The organism is Achromobacter anxifer, assembly GCF_903652925.1.
GTDB classification, from domain to species: domain Bacteria; phylum Pseudomonadota; class Gammaproteobacteria; order Burkholderiales; family Burkholderiaceae_B; genus Achromobacter; species Achromobacter anxifer.
In genome coordinates this window covers 110,060-133,424 of record NZ_CAHLAR010000002.1, presented here as the reverse complement: position 1 = coordinate 133,424, position 23,365 = coordinate 110,060, and the positions used below count along the sequence as shown (strand labels likewise).

At 67.5% G+C, this 23,365-nt stretch carries 21 protein-coding genes; 4 read left to right on the top strand and 17 right to left on the bottom strand.

The genetic code is table 11. The annotated features are described in order from the left end of the window. Positions 1-10 precede the first annotated feature (10 nt). The 3 genes from HWY37_RS05840 to HWY37_RS05830 form a co-directional block, all read right to left on the bottom strand. Complete coding sequence (locus HWY37_RS05840) at positions 11-805, bottom strand: ABC transporter ATP-binding protein (protein WP_175208996.1); 795 nt, start codon at positions 803-805, stop codon at positions 11-13. Between the two features lies 1 nt (position 806). Further along, positions 807-1,697 (bottom strand): ABC transporter permease, encoded by an 891-nt coding sequence (locus HWY37_RS05835; protein ID WP_175208997.1) that lies wholly within the window; start codon positions 1,695-1,697, stop codon positions 807-809. Between the two features lie 402 nt (positions 1,698-2,099). Further along, the gene (locus HWY37_RS05830) at positions 2,100-3,071 is read right to left on the bottom strand and encodes an ABC transporter substrate-binding protein (protein WP_175208998.1); all 972 of its coding nucleotides are present in this window, start codon (positions 3,069-3,071) and stop codon (positions 2,100-2,102) included. A 264-nt stretch (positions 3,072-3,335) separates the two neighbouring features. Between HWY37_RS05830 and HWY37_RS05825 the strand changes: the two genes are divergently transcribed. Then, positions 3,336-4,292: an aldo/keto reductase gene (locus HWY37_RS05825; RefSeq protein ID WP_176088114.1), complete on the top strand. Its 957-nt coding sequence runs from the start codon at positions 3,336-3,338 to the stop codon at positions 4,290-4,292. A 43-nt stretch (positions 4,293-4,335) separates the two neighbouring features. On the opposite strand, the gene HWY37_RS05820 is transcribed toward HWY37_RS05825, so the two are convergent. From HWY37_RS05820 to HWY37_RS05770, 11 genes are all read right to left on the bottom strand, one after another. After that, entirely contained in the window at positions 4,336-5,307 is a 972-nt protein-coding gene (locus HWY37_RS05820; protein ID WP_176088113.1) for a Bug family tripartite tricarboxylate transporter substrate binding protein, read from the bottom strand. A 201-nt stretch (positions 5,308-5,508) separates the two neighbouring features. Beyond that, on the bottom strand, positions 5,509-7,050 hold the full coding sequence (locus HWY37_RS05815; RefSeq protein WP_175209001.1) for a malonate--CoA ligase: 1,542 nt from the start codon (positions 7,048-7,050) through the stop codon (positions 5,509-5,511). 5 nt (positions 7,051-7,055) lie between these two features. After that, positions 7,056-7,847 carry an enoyl-CoA hydratase/isomerase family protein gene (locus HWY37_RS05810; protein WP_175209002.1) on the bottom strand — a complete coding sequence of 264 codons (792 nt, stop codon included), beginning with the start codon at positions 7,845-7,847 and terminating at the stop codon, positions 7,056-7,058. Between the two features lie 70 nt (positions 7,848-7,917). After that, entirely contained in the window at positions 7,918-9,234 is a 1,317-nt protein-coding gene (locus tag HWY37_RS05805; RefSeq protein WP_175209003.1) for a malonyl-CoA decarboxylase domain-containing protein, read from the bottom strand. Beyond that, positions 9,185-9,937 carry a GntR family transcriptional regulator gene (locus tag HWY37_RS05800; protein ID WP_176088112.1) on the bottom strand — a complete coding sequence of 251 codons (753 nt, stop codon included), beginning with the start codon at positions 9,935-9,937 and terminating at the stop codon, positions 9,185-9,187. Before HWY37_RS05800 ends, HWY37_RS05805 begins: the two co-directional genes overlap by 50 nt. Positions 9,938-10,105: 168 nt before the next feature. Further along, entirely contained in the window at positions 10,106-10,876 is a 771-nt protein-coding gene (locus HWY37_RS05795) for a class I SAM-dependent methyltransferase (RefSeq protein ID WP_175209005.1), read from the bottom strand. Between the two features lie 55 nt (positions 10,877-10,931). Then, positions 10,932-11,972, bottom strand: coding sequence for an acyl-CoA dehydrogenase family protein (locus tag HWY37_RS05790; protein WP_176088111.1), 1,041 nt, complete (start codon positions 11,970-11,972; stop codon positions 10,932-10,934). A 5-nt stretch (positions 11,973-11,977) separates the two neighbouring features. Further along, positions 11,978-13,165, bottom strand: coding sequence for an acyl-CoA dehydrogenase family protein (locus HWY37_RS05785; protein WP_176088110.1), 1,188 nt, complete (start codon positions 13,163-13,165; stop codon positions 11,978-11,980). Positions 13,166-13,169: 4 nt separating this feature from the next. Further along, positions 13,170-14,138, bottom strand: coding sequence for a Bug family tripartite tricarboxylate transporter substrate binding protein (locus HWY37_RS05780; protein WP_175209008.1), 969 nt, complete (start codon positions 14,136-14,138; stop codon positions 13,170-13,172). Between the two features lie 36 nt (positions 14,139-14,174). Then, entirely contained in the window at positions 14,175-16,259 is a 2,085-nt protein-coding gene (locus HWY37_RS05775; RefSeq protein ID WP_176088109.1) for an acetate--CoA ligase family protein, read from the bottom strand. Next, complete coding sequence (locus HWY37_RS05770; protein ID WP_175209010.1) at positions 16,256-17,059, bottom strand: enoyl-CoA hydratase; 804 nt, start codon at positions 17,057-17,059, stop codon at positions 16,256-16,258. The genes HWY37_RS05775 and HWY37_RS05770 overlap by 4 nt, the downstream gene beginning before the upstream one ends. 112 nt (positions 17,060-17,171) lie before the next feature. Here HWY37_RS05770 and HWY37_RS05765 point away from each other — a divergent pair, with 112 nt between their 5' ends. After that, positions 17,172-17,942 carry an IclR family transcriptional regulator gene (locus HWY37_RS05765; protein WP_175209011.1) on the top strand — a complete coding sequence of 257 codons (771 nt, stop codon included), beginning with the start codon at positions 17,172-17,174 and terminating at the stop codon, positions 17,940-17,942. Between the two features lie 147 nt (positions 17,943-18,089). On the opposite strand, the gene bktB is transcribed toward HWY37_RS05765, so the two are convergent. Next, a complete protein-coding gene (gene bktB / locus HWY37_RS05760) occupies positions 18,090-19,271 on the bottom strand; it encodes a beta-ketothiolase BktB (RefSeq protein ID WP_176088108.1) in 1,182 nt (393 codons plus the stop codon). A gap of 247 nt (positions 19,272-19,518) precedes the next feature. Here bktB and HWY37_RS05755 point away from each other — a divergent pair, with 247 nt between their 5' ends. Beyond that, positions 19,519-21,354: an adenosylcobalamin-dependent ribonucleoside-diphosphate reductase gene (locus HWY37_RS05755; protein WP_176088107.1), complete on the top strand. Its 1,836-nt coding sequence runs from the start codon at positions 19,519-19,521 to the stop codon at positions 21,352-21,354. Between the two features lie 20 nt (positions 21,355-21,374). Here the strand turns inward: HWY37_RS05755 and HWY37_RS05750 are convergent, their stop codons facing one another. Together HWY37_RS05750 and HWY37_RS05745 are read right to left on the bottom strand one after the other, a co-directional pair. Next, entirely contained in the window at positions 21,375-22,220 is an 846-nt protein-coding gene (locus tag HWY37_RS05750) for a universal stress protein (protein ID WP_246302203.1), read from the bottom strand. 31 nt (positions 22,221-22,251) lie between these two features. Then, positions 22,252-22,677 carry an Hsp20/alpha crystallin family protein gene (locus HWY37_RS05745; RefSeq protein ID WP_175209014.1) on the bottom strand — a complete coding sequence of 142 codons (426 nt, stop codon included), beginning with the start codon at positions 22,675-22,677 and terminating at the stop codon, positions 22,252-22,254. Positions 22,678-22,934: 257 nt separating this feature from the next. Between HWY37_RS05745 and HWY37_RS05740 the strand changes: the two genes are divergently transcribed. Beyond that, on the top strand, positions 22,935-23,360 hold the full coding sequence (locus tag HWY37_RS05740) for a universal stress protein (RefSeq protein ID WP_175209015.1): 426 nt from the start codon (positions 22,935-22,937) through the stop codon (positions 23,358-23,360). Positions 23,361-23,365 lie beyond the last annotated feature (5 nt).

Below are 23,365 nucleotides of genomic sequence, written 5' to 3'. Positions count from 1 at the left end.
GCGCCGAGCGTCAACCCAGCAGCAAGGCGTCGTCCGAGATCTTCTCGCCGCGCACGCGCTCGAACATGGCCAGCAGGTCCGGCACGTCCATGCCGCGGCGCTCGTCGCCGGACACGTCCAGCACTACCTGCCCCTGGTGCAGCATGACCGTGCGGTCGCCCACGTCCAGGGCCTGGCGCATGCTGTGCGTCACCATCATCGTGGTGAGCTGGCTTTCCGCGACGATGCGCGCGGTCAGTTGCAGCACGAAGTCGGCGGTGCGCGGGTCCAGCGCCGCGGTGTGCTCGTCCAGCAGCAGGATGCGCGAAGGCTGCAAGGCCGCCATCAGCAGGCTGACCGCCTGGCGCTGGCCGCCCGACAGCAGGCCGATGCGGTCGCTCAGCCGGTTTTCCAGGCCCAGGCCCAGCGTGGCGAGACGCTCGCGGAAGCCTTCCTTCATGGAAGCCTTGACCGCGCGGCTATAGCCGCGGCGCGCGCCGCGCATCTGCGCCAGCGCCATGTTCTCTTCGATGGTCAGGTCTTCGCAGGTGCCGGCCATCGGGTCCTGGAACACGCGGGCCACGCGGCCGGCGCGCGCCCAGACGGGCTGGCGCGTGACGTCGACGCCGTTGATGTCGATGCGGCCGGAGTCGACCGACAGATCGCCGGAGACCGCATTGAGGAAGGTCGACTTGCCGGCGCCGTTGGAACCGATGACGGTCACGAACTGGCCCGAGGGAATCTCCAGCGACAGGCCGCGCAGGGCGCGCGTCTCGATGGGCGTACCCGCGTTGAACGTAATCTTGAGGTCTTTTGCGGACAACATATCAGCGCACCTTTTTGCCGACCAGGCGGCGCTTGAGCATGGGGATAACGAGGGCGATCGTGACCAGCACCGCGGTGACGAGGTTCAGGTCTTGCGCCTTCAGGCCGATGAAATCGCTGTTCAGCGCCAGGGCGATGAAGAAGCGGTAGACGATGGCGCCGATGATGACGGCCAGCGTGGCCAGCACCAGCTTGCGCGACGGCAGGATGCTTTCGCCCACGATCACGGCGGCCAGGCCGATCACGATGGTGCCGATGCCCATCGAAATATCCGAACCGCCCTGGGTCTGGGCGAACAGCGCGCCCGCCAGCGCGACCAGCGCGTTGGACAGCGCCATGCCGCCCAGGATCATGCGGCCGGTGTTGACGCCCTGGGCGCGGGCCATGCGGCCGTTGGAACCGGTGGCGCGCACCGCCAGGCCGGTCTGCGTGGCGAAGAACCAGTCCAGCGCCAGCTTTGCCAGGATCACGATGACGATCAGGATCAGAGGACGCGCGACGTAGTCCGACAGCCATTCCGGCTGCAGGATGGTGAATACGGTGGGTTCGGTGATGAGGGGAACGTTGGGCTTGCCCATGATGCGCAGGTTGACCGAATAGAGCGCGATCATCATCAGGATGCTGGCCAGCAGATCCATGATCTTCAGCTTCACGTTCAGCCAGCCGGTGACCAGCCCGGCCGCGGCGCCGGCGATCGTGGCGACGACCGTGGCCAGGAACGGATCGGTGCCCGAGGCGATCAGCGTGGCACAGACCGCGCCGCCCAGCGGAAAACTGCCGTCAACGGTCAGGTCCGGGAAGCGCAGCAGCCGGAACGAGATAAACACGCCCAAGGCCACCAGGCTGAAGATCAGGCCGATCTCCAGCGCGCCTAACAACGAGAACAATGACATGAGTCAAATCCAATGAGGTAAGAAACGAGCATATTAAAGAGTTGAAACGTCGGATTTCTTGCGTTTCGGGGTCAGTTTTACCCCAGCTTTCGCAAGAAACGTTTCCCGGCACGCGCTTTTGCCTCGTTTCCTGCCAAAACATCCCCATGCCGGCCGGTGATGCCGGCAGCATAGGCATGCGGGAACGCATGCAGGACCATTCAGGGAGCAAAGACGCCAGACGGATTCAACGCCAGAAGGCGGGCCGTCAGGCCATTCGAGACCAGCACATAGTGCGCCGGGCCGCGCGCATCTTTTGAATGCTACTGCCCTTGAGAACATGGGGTAAGGCAAGGCACTGAAGAATCAGACTGCACCCCGCTCGCGCCGGATAGGCGCGGCGGGGCGTATACCGGCTGGCTATTACTTCACGACCACCGCGGCCGACTTGATGAGCGCGTCGGACAGCGTCACGCCTTGCTTGGCGGCGGCGCCTGGATTCACGTACAGCTCAAGCTTGGTGCTGGTTTCCGAGGGGATGGCGCCGGGCTTTTCGCCCTTGAGGATGCGCACCACCACCTTGCCGGTCTGCACGCCCAGGTCGCGGTAATTGATGCCCAGGGCGGCGATGCCGCCGCGCTTGACGCTGTCGGTGTCGGACGCGATCAGCGGGATCTTGGCGTCGTTGCCGACCTTGACCAGCGACTCGTACGCCGACACGACGTTGTTGTCGGTGTTGGTGTAGATGACGTCGACCTTGCCGATCAGGCTGCGGGCGGCGGAAGCCACGTCCACGGAACGCGGCGCGGCGGCTTCGACCAGGCTCATGCCGGCCTTCGGCAGGATTTCCTGCAGCTTCTTGACGACCACGACCGAGTTGGCCTCGCCCGGGTTGTAGACGATGCCCACGCGCTTGGCGTTGGGAACGATCTTCTTGATCAGGTCGACCTGCTTGTCCAGCGCCAGCAGATCCGACACGCCGGTCACGTTGGTGCCCGACGCTTCCATGCTGGGAACCAGCTGGGCGGCAACGGGATCAGTCACGGCGGAATACACCACCGGCACGTCCTTGGTGGCGGCGACGACGGCCTGGGCCGACGGCGTGGCGATCGCGACGATGGCGTCGGGTTTGTCGCCCACGAACTTGCGAGCGATCTGGGCGGCGGTGCCGTTGTTGCCCTGGGCGCTCTGGTATTGCCATTTCAGGTTCTTGCCCGGCTCGTAGCCGGCTTGCTTGAGGGCGTCCTGCACCCCGTCACGCACGGCGTCCAGCGCCGGATGCTCGACGATGGCGGTGACCGCCACGGACTTCTGCTGCGCGGACACAGGCGCGGCGATAGCCATCGCCAGCGCCATGGCGCCAACCGTCAGAAAATGTTTTTTTCCGATCAGCATAGATAAGCTCCTTGAACCCTTGGTGTTTGTTCATTATTACGGCGCCGCTGGCGGCTCCCCGCCGGCCGGACTAGCCATAAAGCCGTATAGTCTAACTTGCCGTCATCCCGAAGCGTTTCGGGGGAATCCCTGAAATGGTGCATGCCGCAACGACATGCCCCGCAACGAAGCGCAGCGGCGTCAATATACTGAAAAGTCCCGAATTGCACCGGCCGGATTCGCTTGAAACCGGACGACGTCACCGCAGCATCCAGAGGCCACACCATGATCAAACGCGCATTGGGCCGTTCCGGCCTGCAGATTCCCCCGCTCACTTTCGGCGGCAACGTTTTCGGCTGGACCGTCGACGAAGCCGGCACCTACTCGCTGCTGGACGCGATGGTGGATGCGGGCCTCAATTTCATCGACACGGCGGACGTGTACTCCCGCTGGGTGCCGGGCAACCAGGGCGGAGAATCCGAAACCCTGATCGGCAAATGGCTCAAGCGCTCGGGCAAGCGCGACCGCGTGCTGATCGCCACCAAGGTCGGCATGGAAATGGGCCCGGACGCCAAGGGCCTGGCGCCCGCCTACATCCGCCGCTCGCTGGAAGCCTCTCTGGCCCGCCTGCAGACGGACCATATCGACCTGTACCAGTCGCACCAGGACGATCCGGACACCCCGCTGACCGACACCCTGGCCGAATACGCCAAGCACATCGAATCCGGCAAGGTGCGCGCCATCGGCGCCTCGAATTACACGGCGGTGCGGCTGTCCGAAGCGCTGATCGCCAGCGAACGGCACAGCCTGCCGCGCTACGAAAGCATCCAGCCCGAGTACAACCTGTACCGCCGCGAGCCCTTCGAATCCGGCTTGCAAAGCCTGGTGAAGACGCAGCAGATGGGCACGATCAACTATTACGCGCTGGCCAGCGGATTCCTCAGCGGCAAGTACCGCAGCCCGGCCGACGCCGGCAAGAGCCCGCGCGGCCGCAAGATCGTCGACACCTATCTCAACGACCGCGGCTACCGCATCCTGAAAGCGCTGGACGAAGTCGCCGAGGACGCAGGCTGCACACCCGCCCAGGCCGCGCTGGCCTGGCAGATCGCCCAACCCGGCATCACCTCGCCCATCGTCAGCGCGACCTCGCTGGCGCAACTGGATGAACTGGTGAAGGCGGCCAGCCTGACGCTGACGCATGATCAGCTGGCGAAGCTGAGCCTGGCGAGCGAGTGGCGCTAAGGAAAAAACGCGCGCCCTACGGCGCGCGTCCAACCTAAGCCCATCAATCCAGCTTAACCCCCGAATCCTTCACCACCTTGGCCCAGCGCTCGACCTCGCTGTCGACGAACTTGCCGAATTCGGCGCCCGTCAGCGTGGGTACGGCGGAGCCGTTGCCGGCCCAGGTTTCCTTGATCTTCGGCGCGTTCAGGGCCTTGGTGATTTCGGCAATCATCTTGTCGACCGCTTCCTGGGGCGTACCGGCGGGCGCCCAGATCGCGTACCAGGTCGACACCACGTAATTCGGCACGCCGGCCTCGGCGGCGGTGGGCACGTCGGGCAGCGACTGCGAGCGCTCGGCGGCGGCCACGGCCAGCGGCTTGATCACGCCGGAGCGGATGTGGCCGGACGACGAGCCCAGGCCGTCGAAGGCCAGGTCCACCTGCCCGCCGATCAGGGCCGACAGCATCGGACCCGCGCCCTGGTAGGGCACGTCCACCAGCTTGATGCCGGTCTGCATGGCGAACAGCTCGCCGGCGAGGTGGTGCGTGCTGCCCTTGCCCGCCGTGCCGAAGTTGATTTCCCCGGGACGCTTCTTGGCGTAGTCGATCAGCTCCTGCACGGTCTTCACCGGCAGCTTTTGCGGATTGATGACGATGACCTGCGGCGGCTGCGCGACCAGTGCGACCGGCACGAAGTCCTTCTGGATGTTGTAGTTCAGGCTCTTGTACAGCGAGGGAGCCAGCGCATGGTGAGCGCCGCCCATGAAGAAGGTGTAGCCGTCGGGCCTGGCCTTGGCCGCCACGCCGGCGCCCACGGTGCCGCCCGCGCCGCCCTTGTTGTCGATGACGACGGTCTGGCCAAGCTGGGTGGTCAGCTGCTGGGCCAGCGGCCGGGCAAACGTGTCCGTGCCCCCGCCCGCGGGGAACGGGACGATGAGCGTGATCGGGCGTTCAGGCCATTGCGCGGCGGCGGCGCCGCTCAAGCCCAGGGCGGCCACGGCGAACACGGCCGCGGCGGTGGTGCGGTATTTCATATTGTCTCCTCTTGCTGCAGCATGGGGACGGCGCGGTTGTGTGCGTCTCGTCTCTTGAAATTCTTGTAATGGATGGGCTGCCGGGACTTTGGCGGTTCTATCTGGACATGGACTCCTGGAAGTGGCTTGCGCCACGCGGATACACCGCGCTCGGCGGAAAATCCGCTCCCCGGAACTCGGGGAGCGGGCGACTCATGAACGTCAAAGCGCCTTGTAGGTTTCGCGCAGCACGTTCTTCTGCACCTTGCCCATGGTGTTGCGCGGCAGCTGGTCGATGATGTGCAGGCGCTTGGGCACCTTGAAATTGGCGATGCGCGATTTCAGCTCGGCCTGCATGGCGGCCGCGTCCAGCGCAACGCCGTCCTTGGGCACGACCACCGCCACCACCGCTTCGCCGAAATCGGCATGCGGCACGCCGATGACGGCCGATTCGGCCACGCCGGGCATGTCGTCGATCAGCGTTTCGATTTCCTTGGGGTAGACGTTGTATCCGCCGGAGATGATCAGGTCCTTGCTGCGGCCCACGATGGACAGGTAGTCGGCGGGCACGTCGCGTCCGGCGGACTCACCGCCCCAGCGGCCCACATCGCCGGTCTTGAACCAGCCGTCCTCGGTGAATTCCTCGCGGGTCTTTTCCGGCATGCGCCAGTAACCGGAAAACACGTTGGGCCCGCGCACCTGCACGTTGCCGATCTCGCCCGGCGCGAGCGCGATGCCGGCGTCGTCCACCACCCGCACCTGCACGCCCGGCAAGGCGCGGCCCACGGTGCCCGCCAGGCGCTCGCCCAGCTTGGGATCGTAGGGGTTGGAAGTCAGCATGACGGTTTCGCTCATGCCGTAGCGTTCCAGGATGGCGTGGCCGCTGCGCTTCTGGAAGTCGGAGAAGGTCTCGGCCAGCAAAGGCGCGGAGCCCGAAATGAAGAGACGCATGTTGGCGCAGACGCTGCGGTCGAAGCGCGGATCCGCCAGCAGGCGCACATAGTAGGTGGGCACGCCCATCATCACCGTGCTCCGCGGCAGGTAATGCAAGGCCTGGTCGGCGTCCAGCTTGGGCAGCCAGATCATCTTCGCGCCGGCCAGCAAGGCGCCGTGCGAGGCCACGAACAGGCCATGCACGTGGAAGATGGGCAGCATGTGCAGCAGCACGTCGTCCGAACGCCAGCCCCAGTAGTCGTGCAGCACCCGCGCGTTGGCAGCCAGGTTGCCGTGCGACAGCATCGCGCCCTTGCTGCGTCCGGTGGTGCCGGACGTGTACAGGATGGCGGCCAGGTCATCGGGCTGGCTGACGACGGTCTTGAAGGTCTGCGGCAGGCCGCCGGCGGCATCCAGCAGCGTGCCGCTGCGGTCCTCGTCCAGCGTGTACACGTGCGCGGTGCCAGCCTTGTCGGCCGCGCGCCGCACCCATTCCAGGTTCTTGCTGGCGCAGACCACCACGGCCGGCTCGGCATTGCCCAGGAAATATTCGATTTCCGATTCGCGGTAGGCGGTGTTCAACGGCAGGTAGACCAAGCCGGCTCGCAGCGTGGCCAGATACAACAGCAGCGCCTCGGGCGATTTCTCGACCTGCACCGCCACGCGCGATCCGGCCGGCAGGTCCAGCGAGGTCAGCAGATTGGCGAGGCACGCGGTGGCGCGATCGATGTCATCCCAGGTGTATTGCAGGTCGGGCGTCTCCAGCGCGACCTTGCTGCGGTCTTTGGGAAAGCCGCCTTGCAGGACAGCATATAGATTTGCGTTGCTCACCTTGTCTAGTCTCCGGAAAAGGAAGGGTCTTCGCCGGCCAGGAAGGCGCGCACGCCCTCCTTATGGTCCCGGCTGTCGGCGTAAGAGAAATAATCCTGGTATTCGGCTTCGGTCAAGGCGCCGCCCGCGGCAAGCCTGCGCGACAGGCGCTTGTTGATGCGCGCGGCCAGCGGCGCCCCCGCCGCGATGCGCTCGGCGCTGCGCCGGGCCGCATCGGCTACCTGCGCGTCGGCAACCACGCGGGTCAGCAGCCCCAGTTCCCGCGCCTCGGCGGCGCCGAACACGCGGCCCTCCAGCAGGATGGCCAGGGTGGCCGCGCGTCCGACCAGTGCCAGCAGGCCGCTCATTTCGTCGGGAGCCATGGGAAAGCCCAGGCGGTTGATCGGCACGCCGAAACGCGCTGATTCGCCGGCGATCCGCAGATCGCACTGGCTGGCGATCTCCAGCCCGCCGCCCACGCACACGCCCTCGATCTGCGCCACCACCGGCTGCGGGCACAGGGCGACCGCCTGCAAGGCGGGCGCCAGCACTTCGCGGTGGTAATGCTGCACGCCGGCCATGTCGCCGCGCTGGACGGGGAATTCGCGGATGTCCGCGCCGGCGGCGAAGTTGCCGCCCTCGCCACGCACGATCACGCAGCGCACCGCAACGTCCTGCGCGATGCGCGTGAACACGTCCCGCAGTTCATGCCACATGCCCACCGTGATCGCGTTCAGACGCCCCGGGTGCGATAGCGTCACCCATGCCAGATCGTCCTCGCGCTCCAGCAGCACGCGGCCGGCCACATTGTCCGTCATGTCTCCTGCCCCTCTTTCTTATGTTCTTGCTTGTGTTCGTGCTTATGTTCTTGCCCCGCCTGGGCGGCGCCTATGCCACGCGCCCCACGCCGCGGCTGACCTGGGGCTTGCCCTCGCCCAGCCGGGCAAGGTTGTCGTCCAGTTCGTCGAGGTCGTAGAGGTAATTCACCATCATGCCGCAGGACTGCTTGAGGCCCTTGGGCGAGGTATCCGCCGCCCAGTTGAGCCGTTCGATGCGCGCGCCGTTGCCCAGGTGGAAGCGCGCCACGGCGTCCACCGGCAGCCCGTTCTTCATGGACTGGAGATAGCTGGCCGCAAGGCGGAACCCCGCGCGCCTGACCACGTCCGGCGCCTTGCCCTGGGCCGCCTTGGACAGGCGCGCGCCCCAGCGCCGCCCATCCGGCACGCCCTCGCGCTTGCGCGCCTTGGCGCGGGCCTTGTCCTCGCGCACGATGGCCTCGACGGCTTCGGCGTCCAGCTTGCCCAGCCAGTCCGCGAACCCGGGAATCGGCGACAGCGTGGCAAAGGACTTCAGCTTGGGCAGTTCGTGCAGCAACTGCTCGACCACGCGCTTGAGCAGGAAATTGCCGAAGCTGATGCCCTTCAGGCCGGGCTGCGTGTTCGAGATGGAATAGAAAATGGCCCAGCGCGCCTTATCCAGGTCCTGGGGCGGCAAGGTGCTGTCCAGCAATACCTGCACGTTGTCGGCCATCTGGCCGGCAAACGCCACCTCCACGAAGATGAGCGGCACGTCCGGCATCTGCGGATGGAAATAGGCGTAGCAGCGGCGGTCCGGCGACACGCGGCGGCGCAGGTCGTCCCAGGACTGGATCTCGTGGACGGCCTCGTAGAGGATCAGCTTTTCCAGCAGCGAGGCCGGCGAATCCCAGGTCAGCGGCCGCAGTTCCAGCAGGCCCACGTCGAACCAGGCGGACAGCAGGCTTTCGAGGTCCTTGTCCAGCGTCTGGATGCCCGCCACCTGCTTGCGCCAGCGCAGCATGTCCGCGCGCAGCGCAACCAGGAAGCGCAGGCCCTGGGGCTGGGCATTGAAACGCTTGAACAGGCGCGGGCCTTCGCCGCCCTCGCCCGCGTAGCTGCCGCGGGCCTGCGCCAGCGCCGTCAGCATCAGCCGGCGGTCCTTGCCGTCGGCGGCGCTGTACTGTTCGCACCAGCGGCGCGCCAGCTTGTTGGCGGCCACATCGGTCAGGCGCGCCTCGAACAGGCGCCGTACTTCGGATTCGCTGGGCAGCCGGCCGCGTTCCCACAGGCGGCCCAGGCGGGACATCAGGCCGGCGCTTTCGGCGGCGGCGGCCGCGTCGACGGTTTCGGTCTCGGGCTCAGGCGAGCGCGCGCCGCGCGCGGGCGCGAGATTGGCGGGTGCGGACATGGTCGGGCTCCTCGATGACGATGGGATCGGACGGCGCCGGATCGCCGGCGTCCGCATGGCTCAATGCGCGCAGCGCTTCCAGCTGCCGCATCAGGTGTGTATGGGCGAGCGCCTGGGCCCCTTCGCAGTCGTGCGCCTTGAGCGCGGCGAAGATGGCCTGGTGCTCGGCGCAGGACTCGTGGATGCGCCCCGGCTGCGACAGGCTGCGGTGGCGCGACAGGCTCAGCACCTTGCGCAGATTGCCCACCATGTCCGACAGCCACTGGTTGCCGGCCAGGGCCTGCACCGCCTCGTGGATCAAATAATTGGTCTTGTAATAGGCGTCGATGCGGCCGGCCTCGGCGTGGCCGGCCAGGGCGGCATGCAAGGCCTCCAGCTCGGCCAACTGCGCGTCGCTGGCCTTGCGCGCGGCCTCGAAGGCGCAGCGCCCTTCCAGCATGGCCATCAGCGGAAAGATGTCTTCCAGGTCCTGCTGCGACAGCTCATTGACGAAGCAGCCGCGCCGGGGTTCCAGCCGCACCAGCCCTTCGGTGGCCAGCACCTTGAGAGCCTCGCGCAAGGGGGTGCGGGAAATGCCCAGTTCACCCGCCAGGCGCAGTTCGTCGATCCATTCGCCATTGCGCAGGGAGCGCGCGTGGATCATGCCACGCAGGCGGTCCGCGACTTCCAGGTAGAGGGCTTGCCGGACGATGGGTAGGGTCATGGGTCAGCGGCCTGGACTGCACCGTAATTCATAATTATGAATAAGGCCATGATAGAACCAGATGCGGGGAAAAGAAAACCCCTCCCGTCTCGGTAGCTACCCTAGGAGAAAAAAGGCCTCAGGCGTCCGGAGGCCCGATGGCCCGTCCTGCAAAAACGGAGCGGCAGGTCAGAAGTGCAGCACCCCGTCCACCGCGTGGCGGGTGAGCGAGCGGGCCCAGCGGCGCGCCGGCAGGCCGTACTTGGCCTCGACCACCTCGGCCCGCGCCAGCAGGTCGGCGGGGGTGACGGCCAGGCGCGGGCCGGAGAACGCCAAGACGATCTGGTTGCCCGCCTCGACCTCGGGCAGCAGCACGATGCGGTCGTCGAAGGCCTTGGACAGGTTGTCGATGTTCTTGCCGAAGCTCTCGTGGCGGCCGAACAGGTTCACGGCCAGCACGCCGACCTCGCCCAACACGCGGCGGCAGTCGCGGTAGAACTTCACGCTGTCGCGCACCGGCCCTTCGGCGGAGGCGTCGTACAGGTCCACCATCAGCACCGGGCAGCGCCCGGCGTTGAGCGGGTCGGCCACCCAGGCGCCGGCGTCGGCGTGCTCGACCTCCAGCCGGTTGGATCCGGGCAGGCGGAAGAACATGTGGCAGGCCGCCGTCACGCGCGGATTCCATTCCACCGCCAGCAGCGGGCTGCGCGTGTGCTTCACGCAATAGCGCGCCAGCGAGCCGGCGCCCAGGCCCAGCATGCCGATGGCTTCGTCCTTGGGCGGTTCCAGGAACAGCAGCCAGGCCATCATCTGGGCGGTGTATTCGAGCACCAGCTCCGACGGGTTCTTGATGCGCATGGCGCCCTGGACCCAGACGGTGTTGAAGTGCAGGTAGCGGACGCCGTCCACTTCGGACAGGGTCGGCTGGTCCAGCTCGGAAGGAAGATTCGATTTGTGCATGGCGGCGATTGTAGGCCGGACGCCCCGCGCGCGGGCGGCGTCCGGCCGCTGCGAGCTACGCGGCCAGCCTGTCGTCCCCGCTCTCCCAGATCCGTTCCAGCAGTTCCGCGCGCGAAGCTTCCGCCTGCAGGCCGGCCGCCAGGCGCAGCACCCGCTTCAGGTAAAGGTGCGCGTCGCATTCCCAGGTCATGCCCAGGGCGCCGTGGACCTGGATGGCGTTCTGCGCCGCGCGCTTGCCGGCCTCGACCGCCAGCAGCGGCGCAAACAGGCTGTCGCGCTCTGCGGAGGCGGCGCCGGCATCGTGGGCCGCGACCGCCGCGATGCCCGCCAGCCAGGCGTCGTCCAGGGCCATCCAATCCTCCGCCAGACGATGCTTGATCGCCTGATTGGCGCCGATGGCGCGGTCGAACTGGCAGCGTTCGCGCGCATGGGCCGCGGCCATGTCCAGGGCAGCCGACGCTGCGCCCAGCAGTTCCGCCGAGCGCAGCAGGCGCAGCCGCGTGCGCAGCCGCTCCCAGACGCCCGGCGCGACTTCCAGGTCGACGCCGTCCAGCACCCGCGGACGCGCGACGCGCGCCACGGGCATGGTCGGATCCAGCCCCGCCAGCCCGGGCTCGGGCGCTTGCACTTCCAGCCGCAGCATGGTCGCGCTCACGCGCCGCACGGCCAGCGCGCGCACGCCCTCGCCCGCCCCCTCGACGAAGGCGGATCCGTCGGGACGCAAGGCGGCGTCGGCAAAGTACATTTCGCCCACCATCACGGCGGCGGCCCATTGCGCCGCCGCGCCCGCCGCGCCCACAGCGCACAAGGTCGGTAGCAGCGTCATGTTGGCGGCCAACGGCAGGCTCAGCAGATGCCGCCCGGCGGCTTCGGCCACGATCCAGGCATCGCGCATGCCCAGGCCCAGCCCGTCCTGTTCGGCCAGCGCCAGCAAGGCAGGCCAGCCTTGTCCGGCGATTTCCCGCCATTGCGCCAGGCGTGCCTCATAGGGCTTGCCGGCGGCGGCGCGGGCCACGGCCAGCGGATGGCGGTCGGCCAGATAGCGGCGCGCCGCGTCTTCCAGCATGCGCTGGTCTTCGGTCGGATGCAGATCCATGGGATTCAAGCCTTGGGCAGGGCGAGCATCTGCTCGGCGATGATGTTGCGCTGGATTTCGGAGGTGCCGGCCAGGATGGTTTCGGCGCGCGACCACAGGTAGGCGTGCGTCAGCTCCACGGCGTGCGCGTCGGCCGCGCCTTCCGCCAGGCAGGCGTCTTCGCCCAGCAGCTGCAAGGACAACTCCAGCAGGCGCTGATGCGCTTCGCTCCAATGGATCTTGGTGGAAGAGCCTTCCGGCCCGGGCGGATCGCCGCGCATGGCGCCGGCCAGCGCGCGCTGCGATTTCAGCGCCAGCACGTGGCTGTCGGCCGCCAGCCGCGCCCATTGCTGGCGCACCGCGGCCGAGGACGCGGGCACGTGGCCGTAGGCGTCGGCGCGCTGAGCCAGCTCGCGCACCTGGCGCAGTTCCTGGGCGAAGCGCACCAGCCGCGGAATGAAGTAGGTGCCGCGCTCGAAGCTGGCCGCGGCCATGGCGATCTTCCAGCCCTGGTTGGCTTCGCCCAGCAGGTTGTCCTGCGGCACGAACACGTCCTCGAAGAACACCTCGCAGAACTCAGCCTCGCCGGTGATCTGGCGGATGGGTTCGACGCGCACGCCCGGGCTGCGCATGTCGACCAGCAGGAAGCTCAGGCCCTTGTGCTTGGGCGCCTGCGGATCGGTGCGCGCCAGCACGAAGCACCACTGCGCGCGGTCGGCGAACGAGGTCCAGATCTTGTGGCCGTTGAGCCGGTAGCCGCCGGGCGCGGCCTCTGCCCGGGTGCGCACTGACGCCAGGTCGGAACCGGCCCCCGGCTCCGAGTAACCCTGGCACCACACTTCGCGGTTCGACAGGATGCCCGGCAGGAAGCGGCGCTTCTGCGCCTCGCTGCCGAAATGCAGCAAGGTCGGCGCCAGGATGCCGTGCCCGATCAGGTTCACGCCCAGCGGCGCGCCGCAGCGCGCGTGCTCTTCGTGGAACACCGCCTGCCGCGACAGCGGCAGCGCGCGGCCGCCATGCTCCCTGGGCCAGCCCAGGCCGGACCAGCCGTTGGCGCACAGCGTGTCTTCCCACGCGCGCCGGTAATCCAGGTTGCGCGGATCGGCCCCGCCCGGCCAGTCCTGAGCGAAACGGACGTAGGCCGATGCCAGCCAGCCGCGCAGGTCCAGGCGGAATGCCTCGTCTTCCCGCGCAGCGCTTTCCAACTGCGTCATGCCATTACTCCAGGCGGATGTTCGAATCGCGCGCCACCTTGGCCCAGGTGGTCACGTCCTGGCGGATGAAGGCGGCGAAGGTCTTGGGATCGCTGCCGATGATGTCCAGCCCCAGGCCGGTGAACTGCGCCTTGACGTCGGGCTGTTGCAGGATCTGCGCCAGGTTGCTGTAGATCTTGTCCACCACCGGCTGCGGCGTGCGCGCCGGCGCCACCAGGCCCAGCCAGGGCATGGCCGAATAGCCCGGCAGGCCCGAGGCCGCCACGGTCGGCAGGTCCGGCACCGAAGCCGAGGGCTGGGCCGTGGTCACCGCCAACACGCGCAGCTTGCCGTCCTTGACGAAGGGACCGGACGAAGCCCAGGCGTCGAACATCACCTGCAGGCGTCCCGCCACCAGATCGTTGAGCGCCGGCGCGCTGCCCTTGTACGGGATGTGCGTCATCTGCACGCCCGCCATGCTGTTGAAAAGCTCGGCCTCCAGATGGGTCGAACTGCCGGTGCCGACCGAGCCATAGCTGACCTTGCCGGGATTCGCCTTCAGGTAGGCGATCAGTTCGCCCACGTTCTTGGCCGGAACCGACGGATGCACCTCCAGCACGTGCACCACCGAGGCCACCTGGCTGATGGGCGCGAAGTCCTTGATCGGGTCGTAGTTGACCTTGGCGTAGATGCTGGGCGCGATGCCCAGCGACGAAGCCGCCATCAGCAAGGTGTAGCCGTCGGGTTCGGCGCGCGACACGTAGTCTGACGCGATCATGGTGCCGCCGCCGGGCTTGTTCTCCACGATCACCGGCTGGCCCAGCCTGCCGCTCAGCTTTTCCGCCAGCAGGCGACTCATGATGTCGGTCGCGCCGCCCGGCGAGAACGGCACCACGATGCGTATCGGGCGGCTGGGATAGCTGTCCTGGGCCATGGCCGGGCCCGTGACGCCGATGCAAGCCAGCGCGACGCCGGCCAATAGTTTCTTCATCATGCTTGTCTCCTCCTGGGAAGCGTTGCGCGCGTGGCGCTACGGGGTTGCGGGCAGGATCAGCGCGTCCAGTACCGCGACGCCCTGTCCTGCCTCTTTGATCAGCAATGGATTGACTTCGATTTCCGCCGCGTGCGCGGGCGCGGCCAGCAGCGCATTGCCCACGGCCACGATGCTGCGGCACGCCGCCGCCACGTCGGCGCGGGGCTTGCCGCGGTAGCCGTCGAGCAACGCGTAGGCCTTGAGCTCGCGCAACATCTGCAGGGCGATGTCCTCGTCCACCGGCAACAGGCGGTGGCTGGTGTCCTGGTACAGCTCGGTCAGCACGCCGCCCAAGCCCACGGTCAGCACCGGGCCGAACACCGGATCCCGGGTGGCACCGACGATGATCTCGGCCACGCCGCGCTCCATCTTCTGCACCATCACGCCATCGATGCGCGCGTCCGGCTGCGCCGCGGCCGCGGCCCGCGTCACCTCGCCAAAGGCGCGGCGCACGGCCTCGTCGTCGGTCAGGTTCAGCGCCACGCCGCCCGCCTCGGTCTTGTGGGCGATGTCGGCGCTCAGTATCTTCAGGGCCACCGGATATCCGGCCGCGCGCGCCTGCGCCACCGCGGCGTCCGCGTCGGCCGCCGGGCTCACGCGGGCCTGCGGCAGGCCGAAGGCGGCCACGTACTCGCGGGCGTCGGCTTCATTGCAGGGCAAGGCCGGCAACGCCACGGCCGCCAGCTCCGGCACCGCCGCGATGCGCTTGGCGCCGCGCGCCTCGCACCACTGCAGGTAGGGCGCCAGCGCCGCGACCGCCAGGCCCAGGTCCTCGAACACAGCGACCTCGGCCTCGCGCAGGGCGGCGCGGCTCTGCGCCAGCCCGGTATCGATGGCGACGAACAGGCGCGGGTGCCGGCGCGACACGTCCACCAGCGCATCGGCCATGCGGTCCAGCATGTAGCCGGGCGCATAGACGACGACGGCGTCGATCGCGTCGGTCGTGGCCAGGGCTTCCAGCACGGTGCGCACGAAGTCCGGGTCGTTGACCACGTTGCCGGTCACGTCCACCGGATTGCCCACCATGCCGTAGTCGGGAATGCCGCCGCGCAGCACCGCCTGCAGGTCCGGCGGCAGATCGGGCAGGTCCAGCCCGGCGCCGATGAACTTGTCGGCCAGGATGGCGCCCAACGCGCCGGACATGGTCAGCACCGCGACGCGCTTGCCCGCCGTGCGGTGCCGCAGCGTCGCCAGGCTCGCCAGCTGCGCCATCTGCGCGAAGTCGGTGGCCTCTATCACATTCAATTGGCGAAAGGCCGCGCCGTAGACGCGGCGGTCCCCGGCCAGCGCCGAGGTGTGCGACTGCACCGCCTGCGCGCCCTTGTCCGTGGTGCCGGCCTTCAGCGCGATCAGCAGCTTGCCCTGGCGTTCCAGCTCGCGGCAGGCGCGCTTGAAGCGCTCGCCGTCGCGCAGTTGCTCGATGTAGCCCAGCACGATTTCGGTCTGCGGATCCGCGGCAAGGTATTCCAGGTACTGCGAGAAATCCAGGCAGGCTTCGTTGCCGGTATTGATGAAGTGCGAGAACGGCAGGTCCAGCCGGCGCGCGATCGCGTACACCGCCGCGCACACGTTGCCGCTCTGCGTCAGCAGGCTGACCTTGCCCGGCGCCGTCTGCGCCGGCGCGGTCTTGAAGACCGACGCGAACGCGGTATGGGCCTGGGTGTTCAGGTTGGCGAAGCCCATGCAGTTCGGACCGGCCACGGCCATGCCGCTCTCGGCCACGAAGGCTTCCAGCTCGTCCTGCAGGCGCACGCCCTCGCCGCCCGCCTCGGCAAAGCCCGCGGCATAGACGATGGCGGCGCGCACGCCCTTTGCGTGGCAGCGGCGCAGCATGGGCGTCACGTCCGCCGCCGCGATCGCCAGCACCGCCAGGTCCACCGGCTCGGGCACGGACTCTATGTCCGGCCAGCAACGGCGGCCGAACACTTCCTGGTACTTGGGATTCACGGGATAGATGCCGCCCGCGTAGCCGAAGCGCGTCAGCAGCTCCAGCGGCATGCCGCCGATGCGCCCCGCGTTCGCGCTGGCGCCGATCATCGCGATGGAACGCGGATTGAGCAACGGGTCCAGGGACGGGGTCATGCGGTTTCGCCCTTCTTGTTACGTTGAATGGCTTGCGCAAGGCCGCGCTCGCGCACGGCCTGGAATTCCTCGCTCAGATGCGACAGCTGGTGCGTATCGAAATGCGCGGACAAGGCGGTGCGGAAGCCTTGCGCGTCGGCCGTGCGGTTCAGCGAGCGCTTGATGAGGCGCAGCCCGAAAGGCGGCGCCTGCGCGATGCGCTGCGCCAGCGCCAGGGTCGCGGCGTCCAGCTCGGTCTCGGGTACCACGCGGTTCACCATGCCGATGCGCAGCGCTTCCTGGGCGTCGACCTTTTCGCCGGTGTAGAGCATTTCCTTGGCCTTGCGCAGCCCCATGACCCAGGGATGGATCAGCACCTCGGTGGCGGCCGCCGCGAGCGTGTGGCCCACGGGATCGGAGAAGTAAGCGGTGTCGGAACACACCACCAGGTCGCACATGTTGGCGATCATGAAACCGCCGGCCACGCAGGCGCCCTGCACCTGGGCCACCGTCGGCTTGGAAAAATCCCAGATGCGCATGCAATAGCCGTAGTAGCGGCGCGACTCATATTCCCAGCGCTCTTCCACCGTGAAATCGGCGCGCTTGGCCTGGGCTTCCTTCAGGTCGTGGCCGGCGGAAAAGTGCGCGCCGCGGCCGGCCAACACCACCACCCGCACCGAATCGTCCTGTTCGGCGCGCGTCAACGCGTCATCCAGTTCGTCCAGCAGCTGCTGGCTTTGGGCATTGCGCGCGGATTCGCGCGCCAGGCTGATGCGGCATACCGAGTCGTGCCGCTCGACGGCCAGGGTGGCGTACTCCATGGTCTCCTCGTCCTTGTTCTGCCGCGCCTTGAAAGGCGGCGCGGTCGACTGGATTGAATTAACGCACCTGGAATCCTAAAATACAAAATATTCGACAACTATTTCCCACATTATGAACAACAGCGGTTCCACCGGCGGTACCCAAAGCATGCGGCGCGCCCTGGGCCTGCTGCGCGTGCTGGCACAACACCAGGAAGAAGGCATCGATCTGCAGGGCGTGATGGCCGAGACCGGACTGGAACGCTCCACGGCGCACCGGCTGCTCGCCTGCCTGCTGGAAGAGCAGTTCGCCGAGCGCGACGCCAAGACCCGGCGCTACCGCCTGGGCGTGGACTCCATGCAACTGGGCTTCGCGGCGTTGCGGCGCACGCCGCTGCTGGACGCGCTGCGTCCTTTCGCGCAGAAGCTGGCGCGCCTGTCGGGCGACACGGTGTTCCTGGTGATACGCCAGGGCGACTACGCCCTGTGCCTGCTGCGCGAGGCGGGTTCGTTTCCGGTGAAGGTCTTCACCATCGACCAGGGCGAGCGGCGCCTGCTGGGCGTGGGCGCGGGCGGGCTGGCGCTGATGGCCACCCTGCCCGACGAGGAAATCGCCGCGCTGTATGCGCGGCACTCGGCCAGCTACGCGCAGATCGGCGCGTCCAGCGCTGCGCTGATGAAATCGGTCAGGCAGGCGCGCGCCTCGGGCTATTCAGAGATCGTGGACACCATCACGCCCGGCGTTTCGGGCGTGGGCGTGGCGTTCCGGGTATCGGAACTGACCTGGGTGGCTTTCAGTTTCGGCGCGATCAGCAGCCGCTTGGACGCGCCCCGGCGGGCGCAGATGGGCGCGCTGCTGCACGCCGAATGCCAGGCGTGGGCGCACGATTACCTGGAAAAATAAGAGGTCCCCACGCAGCGCGAGCTTTGCTCGCTTGCAGCCCCGCGAAGAGGCTGCCCCGCATTGGGGCTAGCCGGCGGCCGGGCGGAGCCTACACGCGGCGCGAGCTAGCTGCCCCCGCGCTCGCGTGCTGGCGCCCTGCCTGGCGCGTCAGATCCGCTCGAAGATGGCGGCGATGCCCTGGCCGCCGCCGATGCACATGGTCACCAGCGCGTAGCGTCCGCCCACGCGCTGCAGTTCGTGCAGCGCCTTGACGGTGATGATCGCGCCGGTGGCGCCGATGGGGTGGCCCAGGCCGATACCGCTGCCGTTGGGGTTCACCTTGGCCGGATCCAGCTTCAGCTCGCGCGACACCGCGCAAGCCTGCGCCGCAAACGCTTCGTTGGCTTCGATCACGTCCAGCTGGTCCACCGTCAGGCCGGCGCGCTTGAGCGCGGCCTGCGTGGCCGGCACCGGGCCGATGCCCATGATGTTGGGGTCCACGCCGGCGTGGGCGTAGGCCACCAGGCGCGCCAGCGGCTTGACGCCGCGCTTGGCCGCGACCGAGGCGTTCATCAGCACCACGGCGCCCGCGCCGTCGTTCAGGCCCGAGGCGTTGCCCGCCGTGACCGTGCCGTTTTCCTTCTGGAACACGGGCTTCAGACCCGCCAGGCTGTCGGCCGTGACGTCGCGGCGCACGTGCTCGTCGGTATCGAACACGACGTCGCCCTTGCGCGACTTCATCACCACCGGCACGATCTGGTCGCGGAAGTAGCCCGCGTCGATGGCGGCTGCGGCGCGGCGGTGCGATTCCGCGGCCACCGCATCCTGGTCCTGGCGGCTGATGTCGAACTTGGCAGCCACGTTCTCGGCGGTGACGCCCATGTGCATGCGGCCGAACGGATCGGACAGGGCGCCGGTCATCATGTCCAGCATGACGCTGTCGCCCATGCGCGCGCCCCAGCGCTGGGCTGGCGCGATGTACGGCGCGCGGCTCATGCTTTCGGCGCCGGCGCCGATGGCGATCTCGGCGTCGCCCAGCATGATGGTCTGGGCGGCCGACACGATGGCCTGCAGGCCCGAACCGCAAAGGCGGTTGACGTTGAAGGCGGGTGTTTCCTTGGCGATGCCGGCGTTCATGGCCGCCACGCGCGACAGGTACATGTCGCGCGGTTCGGTGTTGATGACGTGGCCCACGGCGACGTGGCCGACCTCATCGCCCTTGACGGCGGCGCGCTCCAGCGCGGCCTTGAGGACGGTGGCGCCCAGGTCGCAAGGCGGCACGTCTTTCAGCGCGCCGCCGAAATCGCCGATGGCGGTGCGGACGGCGGAAGCGACGATGACTTCATTCATGATCTAGATTCCCTGTAAATTTGATTTTCTTGTAAGTATTTGATTTAAACGCGCTTTCACAAAGCGTCGATGAGCGCATGCAGGACGTCTGCATCATTGCCGTTGAACCGGCACGCATTCTGCGACTTCATGCGGCAGAATCCATCCTAACAGCTTCCGCGCAAGACGCGCTCCGGCCCCTGGCTGACAATTATCAAAACCTGTTCGGCCCAGGAGCGGAAACTTTGCCATCAGCAGGAGCATCGCCATGCACGATGAGGAACCGAGCCAGACAGGGACCGAGCCCCTGCCGGTTCAGCGCGTCTGCGCCCAGGTGCTGGCCGACCGCTACGCGGCGCCCGGCGAGCGGTCCACCCAGCAGATTTACACTCGCGTGGCGCACGCGCTGGCGCAGGCGGAACAGCCGGCGCGACAACCGGAATTCGCCCGCCTGTTCCTGGACAACATGGCAGCCGGGGCAATCGGCGCGGGCCGCATCATGGCCAACGCCGGGATCGACGCCTGCACCACCATGGTCAACTGCTTCGTCCAGCCCATTGGCGGCGGCACGCCTGCGCTGCCCTTCGACGCCGGACTCGCCCAGGCCGGCACGACATTGGCCATGGGCGGCGGCGTCGGCTATGACTTTTCGCCCTTGCCACCCGCAGCAGCCTGCGCCGACGCAAGAAGCGCCGCGCCAGCGGTCTGCCAGGCCATAGACCTGTACGACCAGGCCTGCCTGAACATCCGCTGGCAAGGCAGCAGGCGCGGCGCGCAAATGGCGGTCCTGTCCTGCTCGCATCCCGACATTCTCCAATTCGTGCGCGCCAAGCGCGGCCGCCAGCGCTGGAGCACGTTCAACGTTTCCGTGGCCGTCACCGACGCCTTTTTCGCCGCGGTCCAATGCAACGCTTCCTGGGCCTTGGTGCACACGGCTCCCCCTGACCCGGAGGGAGCCTCCAAAGAGGCGGTCCGGCTGGACGATGGGCTCTGGCGCTACCAGGTCTTGCCCGCCCGCGCGCTCTGGCGGGAGATCTGCGAGCAGGCGCTGCACAGCGCCGAACCCGGCCTGCTCTACATCGACACCATCAACCGGGCGAACAATCTGCGGACGCTGGAAACGCTGCGCGCGACCAATCCCTGCGGCGAGCAGCCGCTGCCCGACCATGGCTCCTGCGTGCTGGGTCCCATCAACCTCACACGCGCGGTCACGCACCCCTTCGGCGTGGAAGGCGCGCCCGGGCTGGACCTGGAGGCGCTCGCACGCATGGCGCGCACGCAGGTCCGCATGCTCGACAACGTCATCGACCTGACGCGATGGCCCCTTTCTTCCCAAGCGGACGAGGCCCGCGCCAAGCGCAGGATAGGCGTGGGCGTGACAGGACTGGCGGACATGCTGATCATGATGGGGCTGCGCTACGACAGCGATCCGGGAAGAGCCGCAGCCCAAACGGTCCTGCGCTGCATCCGCGACCATGCCTACGCCGCCTCGGCGGAGTTGGCCCGGGAGCGAGGGGTTTTCCCGCTTTACCGGCCTGCAGACTATCTGGCCGAAGACGCAGCCTGCCGGCAGCTGCCGGACGACGTGCGGCGCGCGATCGCCGCCCATGGCCTGCGCAACAGCCATCTCGTTTCCCTGGCCCCGACGGGCAGCGTCAGCCTCGCCTTCGCCGACAACTGCTCCAACGGCGTTGAACCCGCCCACGGCTGGACCTATCGCCGCCGGCTTCAGCTTCGGGGCCAGCCAGCCGAAGACGCTCGCGTGGAAAACCATGCCTGGCGATTGTGGCGGCGGCTGCACCCCCAACCCGCTCCCTTGCCGGACTATTTCCGCGCGGCGCGGGATATCGCGCCGGAAGACCATGTCGCCATGGTGGCAAGCCTGCAGCCCTACGTGGACGCATCGATATCGAAGACGGTTCCCGTCCCCGGCGACTGGCCGGTGGAACGGGTCCAGGCCTTGTTCATGCAGGGATGGAGGGCCGGCCTGAAAGGACTGACGATATTCCGCCCCGACCCGGCCATGGACGCGGTGCTGTCCGAGGATTCCCCCGCTTCCGTTCCATCGGATCCCGCCACGCCGGACTGCCGCAGCTGCGGATGAGGGCCCCGGCAGCCTGCCGGTCAGTGAGAAAACAGGACCGGCACCGTCATGGCTGCCAGCATCGCGCGCGTGGCGCCGCCCATCACCCATTGGCGCATGCGGCTGTGGCCGTAGGCGCCCATGACGATAAGGTCGGCATTGAAATCCGCGGCCGTGCTCAATATCGCATCGCCCACGTCTATCTCCTGCGTGCTGCGTGACTGATGTGCCGGCGCGGGAAAGCCATGGCAGGCGCAATACGCCGCCAGGTCTTCGAACGGCACCTCCAGGTTCCGGTCCGGCTCCACATCGTCCGTCGTCAAAACTGCAAGGGCATTCGCGTTGCGCAAAAGCGGCGCGGCGTCGGCGATCGCGCGGGCCGCTTCCCGGCTGCGGTTCCAGCAATACAGCACGCGCGCGCCAACTCCCTTGAATGTCCCGGCTGAGGGCAGGACGATGACAGGCCGCCCGGCGGACATCAGGACATGCTCCACGAAGCCGTTGCCCACCGCGGCGTCCACATCGTCCGGATTCTCCTGGCTGATGACGAGGATGTCGGAGCTGCGGGCATGCTTGGCCACGCACTCCGCCGGCACGTCATCGCCTTGCCGCCACGACGCGGCCACGCCGCTCTCGCGCGCGGCCTGGCTGAACGTGAGCTGAGCCGCCGTCCGGCCCGTCTCGTCGATCCGCCTGGCCATGTCCATAGTCCGCACCCAGAGGCCGGCCTCGTCGTAGAAATAGCCAGGCGAGACGTAGCTGGCATAGATGCCGGTAAGGTGGGCGTCATGCGCCCGGGCCAGTTGCAGGGAAAACTCGACGCGACGCGAGGAATCAAGTCCCTGGTCCAGATGAACGGCGATTCGGCGATACATGGCAGCCTCCACGAAGATTGCGGGTTTACCGGACAGGACCGGACTATTCGATCTGAAGCGTCTTGTTCCGGTTTCCTGGCGCCTTGGGCAAGGTCAGAACCAGCACGCCGTTCTCGCAGACCGCCTTGGCCGCCGCCTGATCGATAGGGCTTGCCAGCGATACCGAGCGTTGAACCCGCCCCCAGAACCGCTCCTGCCGGACCACGTTGCCTTCCTCTTTCACTTCGCTGCTCTTTTCCTTGTTGGCCGAGATCATCACAGTGTTGCCATCGATCTCCACCGATATGTCCTTCTTGTCCACGCCCGGGACTTCCGCCTTCAGGACATACTTGTCACCCGACTCGGTCACATCGATGTCCATGCGGGGAGCCTGGTCATCCAGGTTCTGCCGGATCGGCCGCAGGAATGCCTGGAATACGTCCGCGAAGGGTTCGCTCGAAAATGGGCTGTATTGCGTCAAGCGCGACATGGCTATCTCCTTTCCATGGGGTTAGCGGCGGGCGCATGTCCGCCTGCCGTTTCATGTTGCTACGCCGTGCGCCGCCCATGTTGACCTTTGTCAAGCAGAAAACGGGGACGAAAATCGGGCGCGCCCTTCGTCCCTGCAAGATCGGGCGCCGCAATCGGAAGAAAGATTGACCGGCGTCAAGAGCGCTCGCGGCAGCCGCGCGATGATGCTTGCATGTCCGGGCCTTGCGGCCTGGCAAGCCAACTGCCGGAGGCGCCGTGAAGAACGTACTCATTCCCGTGGATGGATCGGGCAATGCCCTGCGCGCCGTGCGCTACATGGTCGACCATGTCCGTGAGCATGGGCCCTGCTCCATACATCTGCTCAACGTGCAACAGCCCATCGTATCGGGGACGGTGAAGACCTTCTTCGAACCGGAAGCCATCCAGGAGTACTACGAGGACGAGTCGAAGATGGCGCTTTCGGAAGCGGAAGCCGTGCTGGACAAGGCCGGCATCCTCTACCAGTCCGCCCTGCGGGTCGGGAACACCGCGGATTGGATCAAAACGTATGCCACCGAACAACGATGCGACCACATCGTCATGGGATCCCGCGGCCTGGGGGCTGCGGGCAGCCTGTTGCTGGGTTCGGTGACCTTGAAGGTGCTGCATGCCATCCACATCCCGGTCGTGCTGGTGAACTAGGCAGA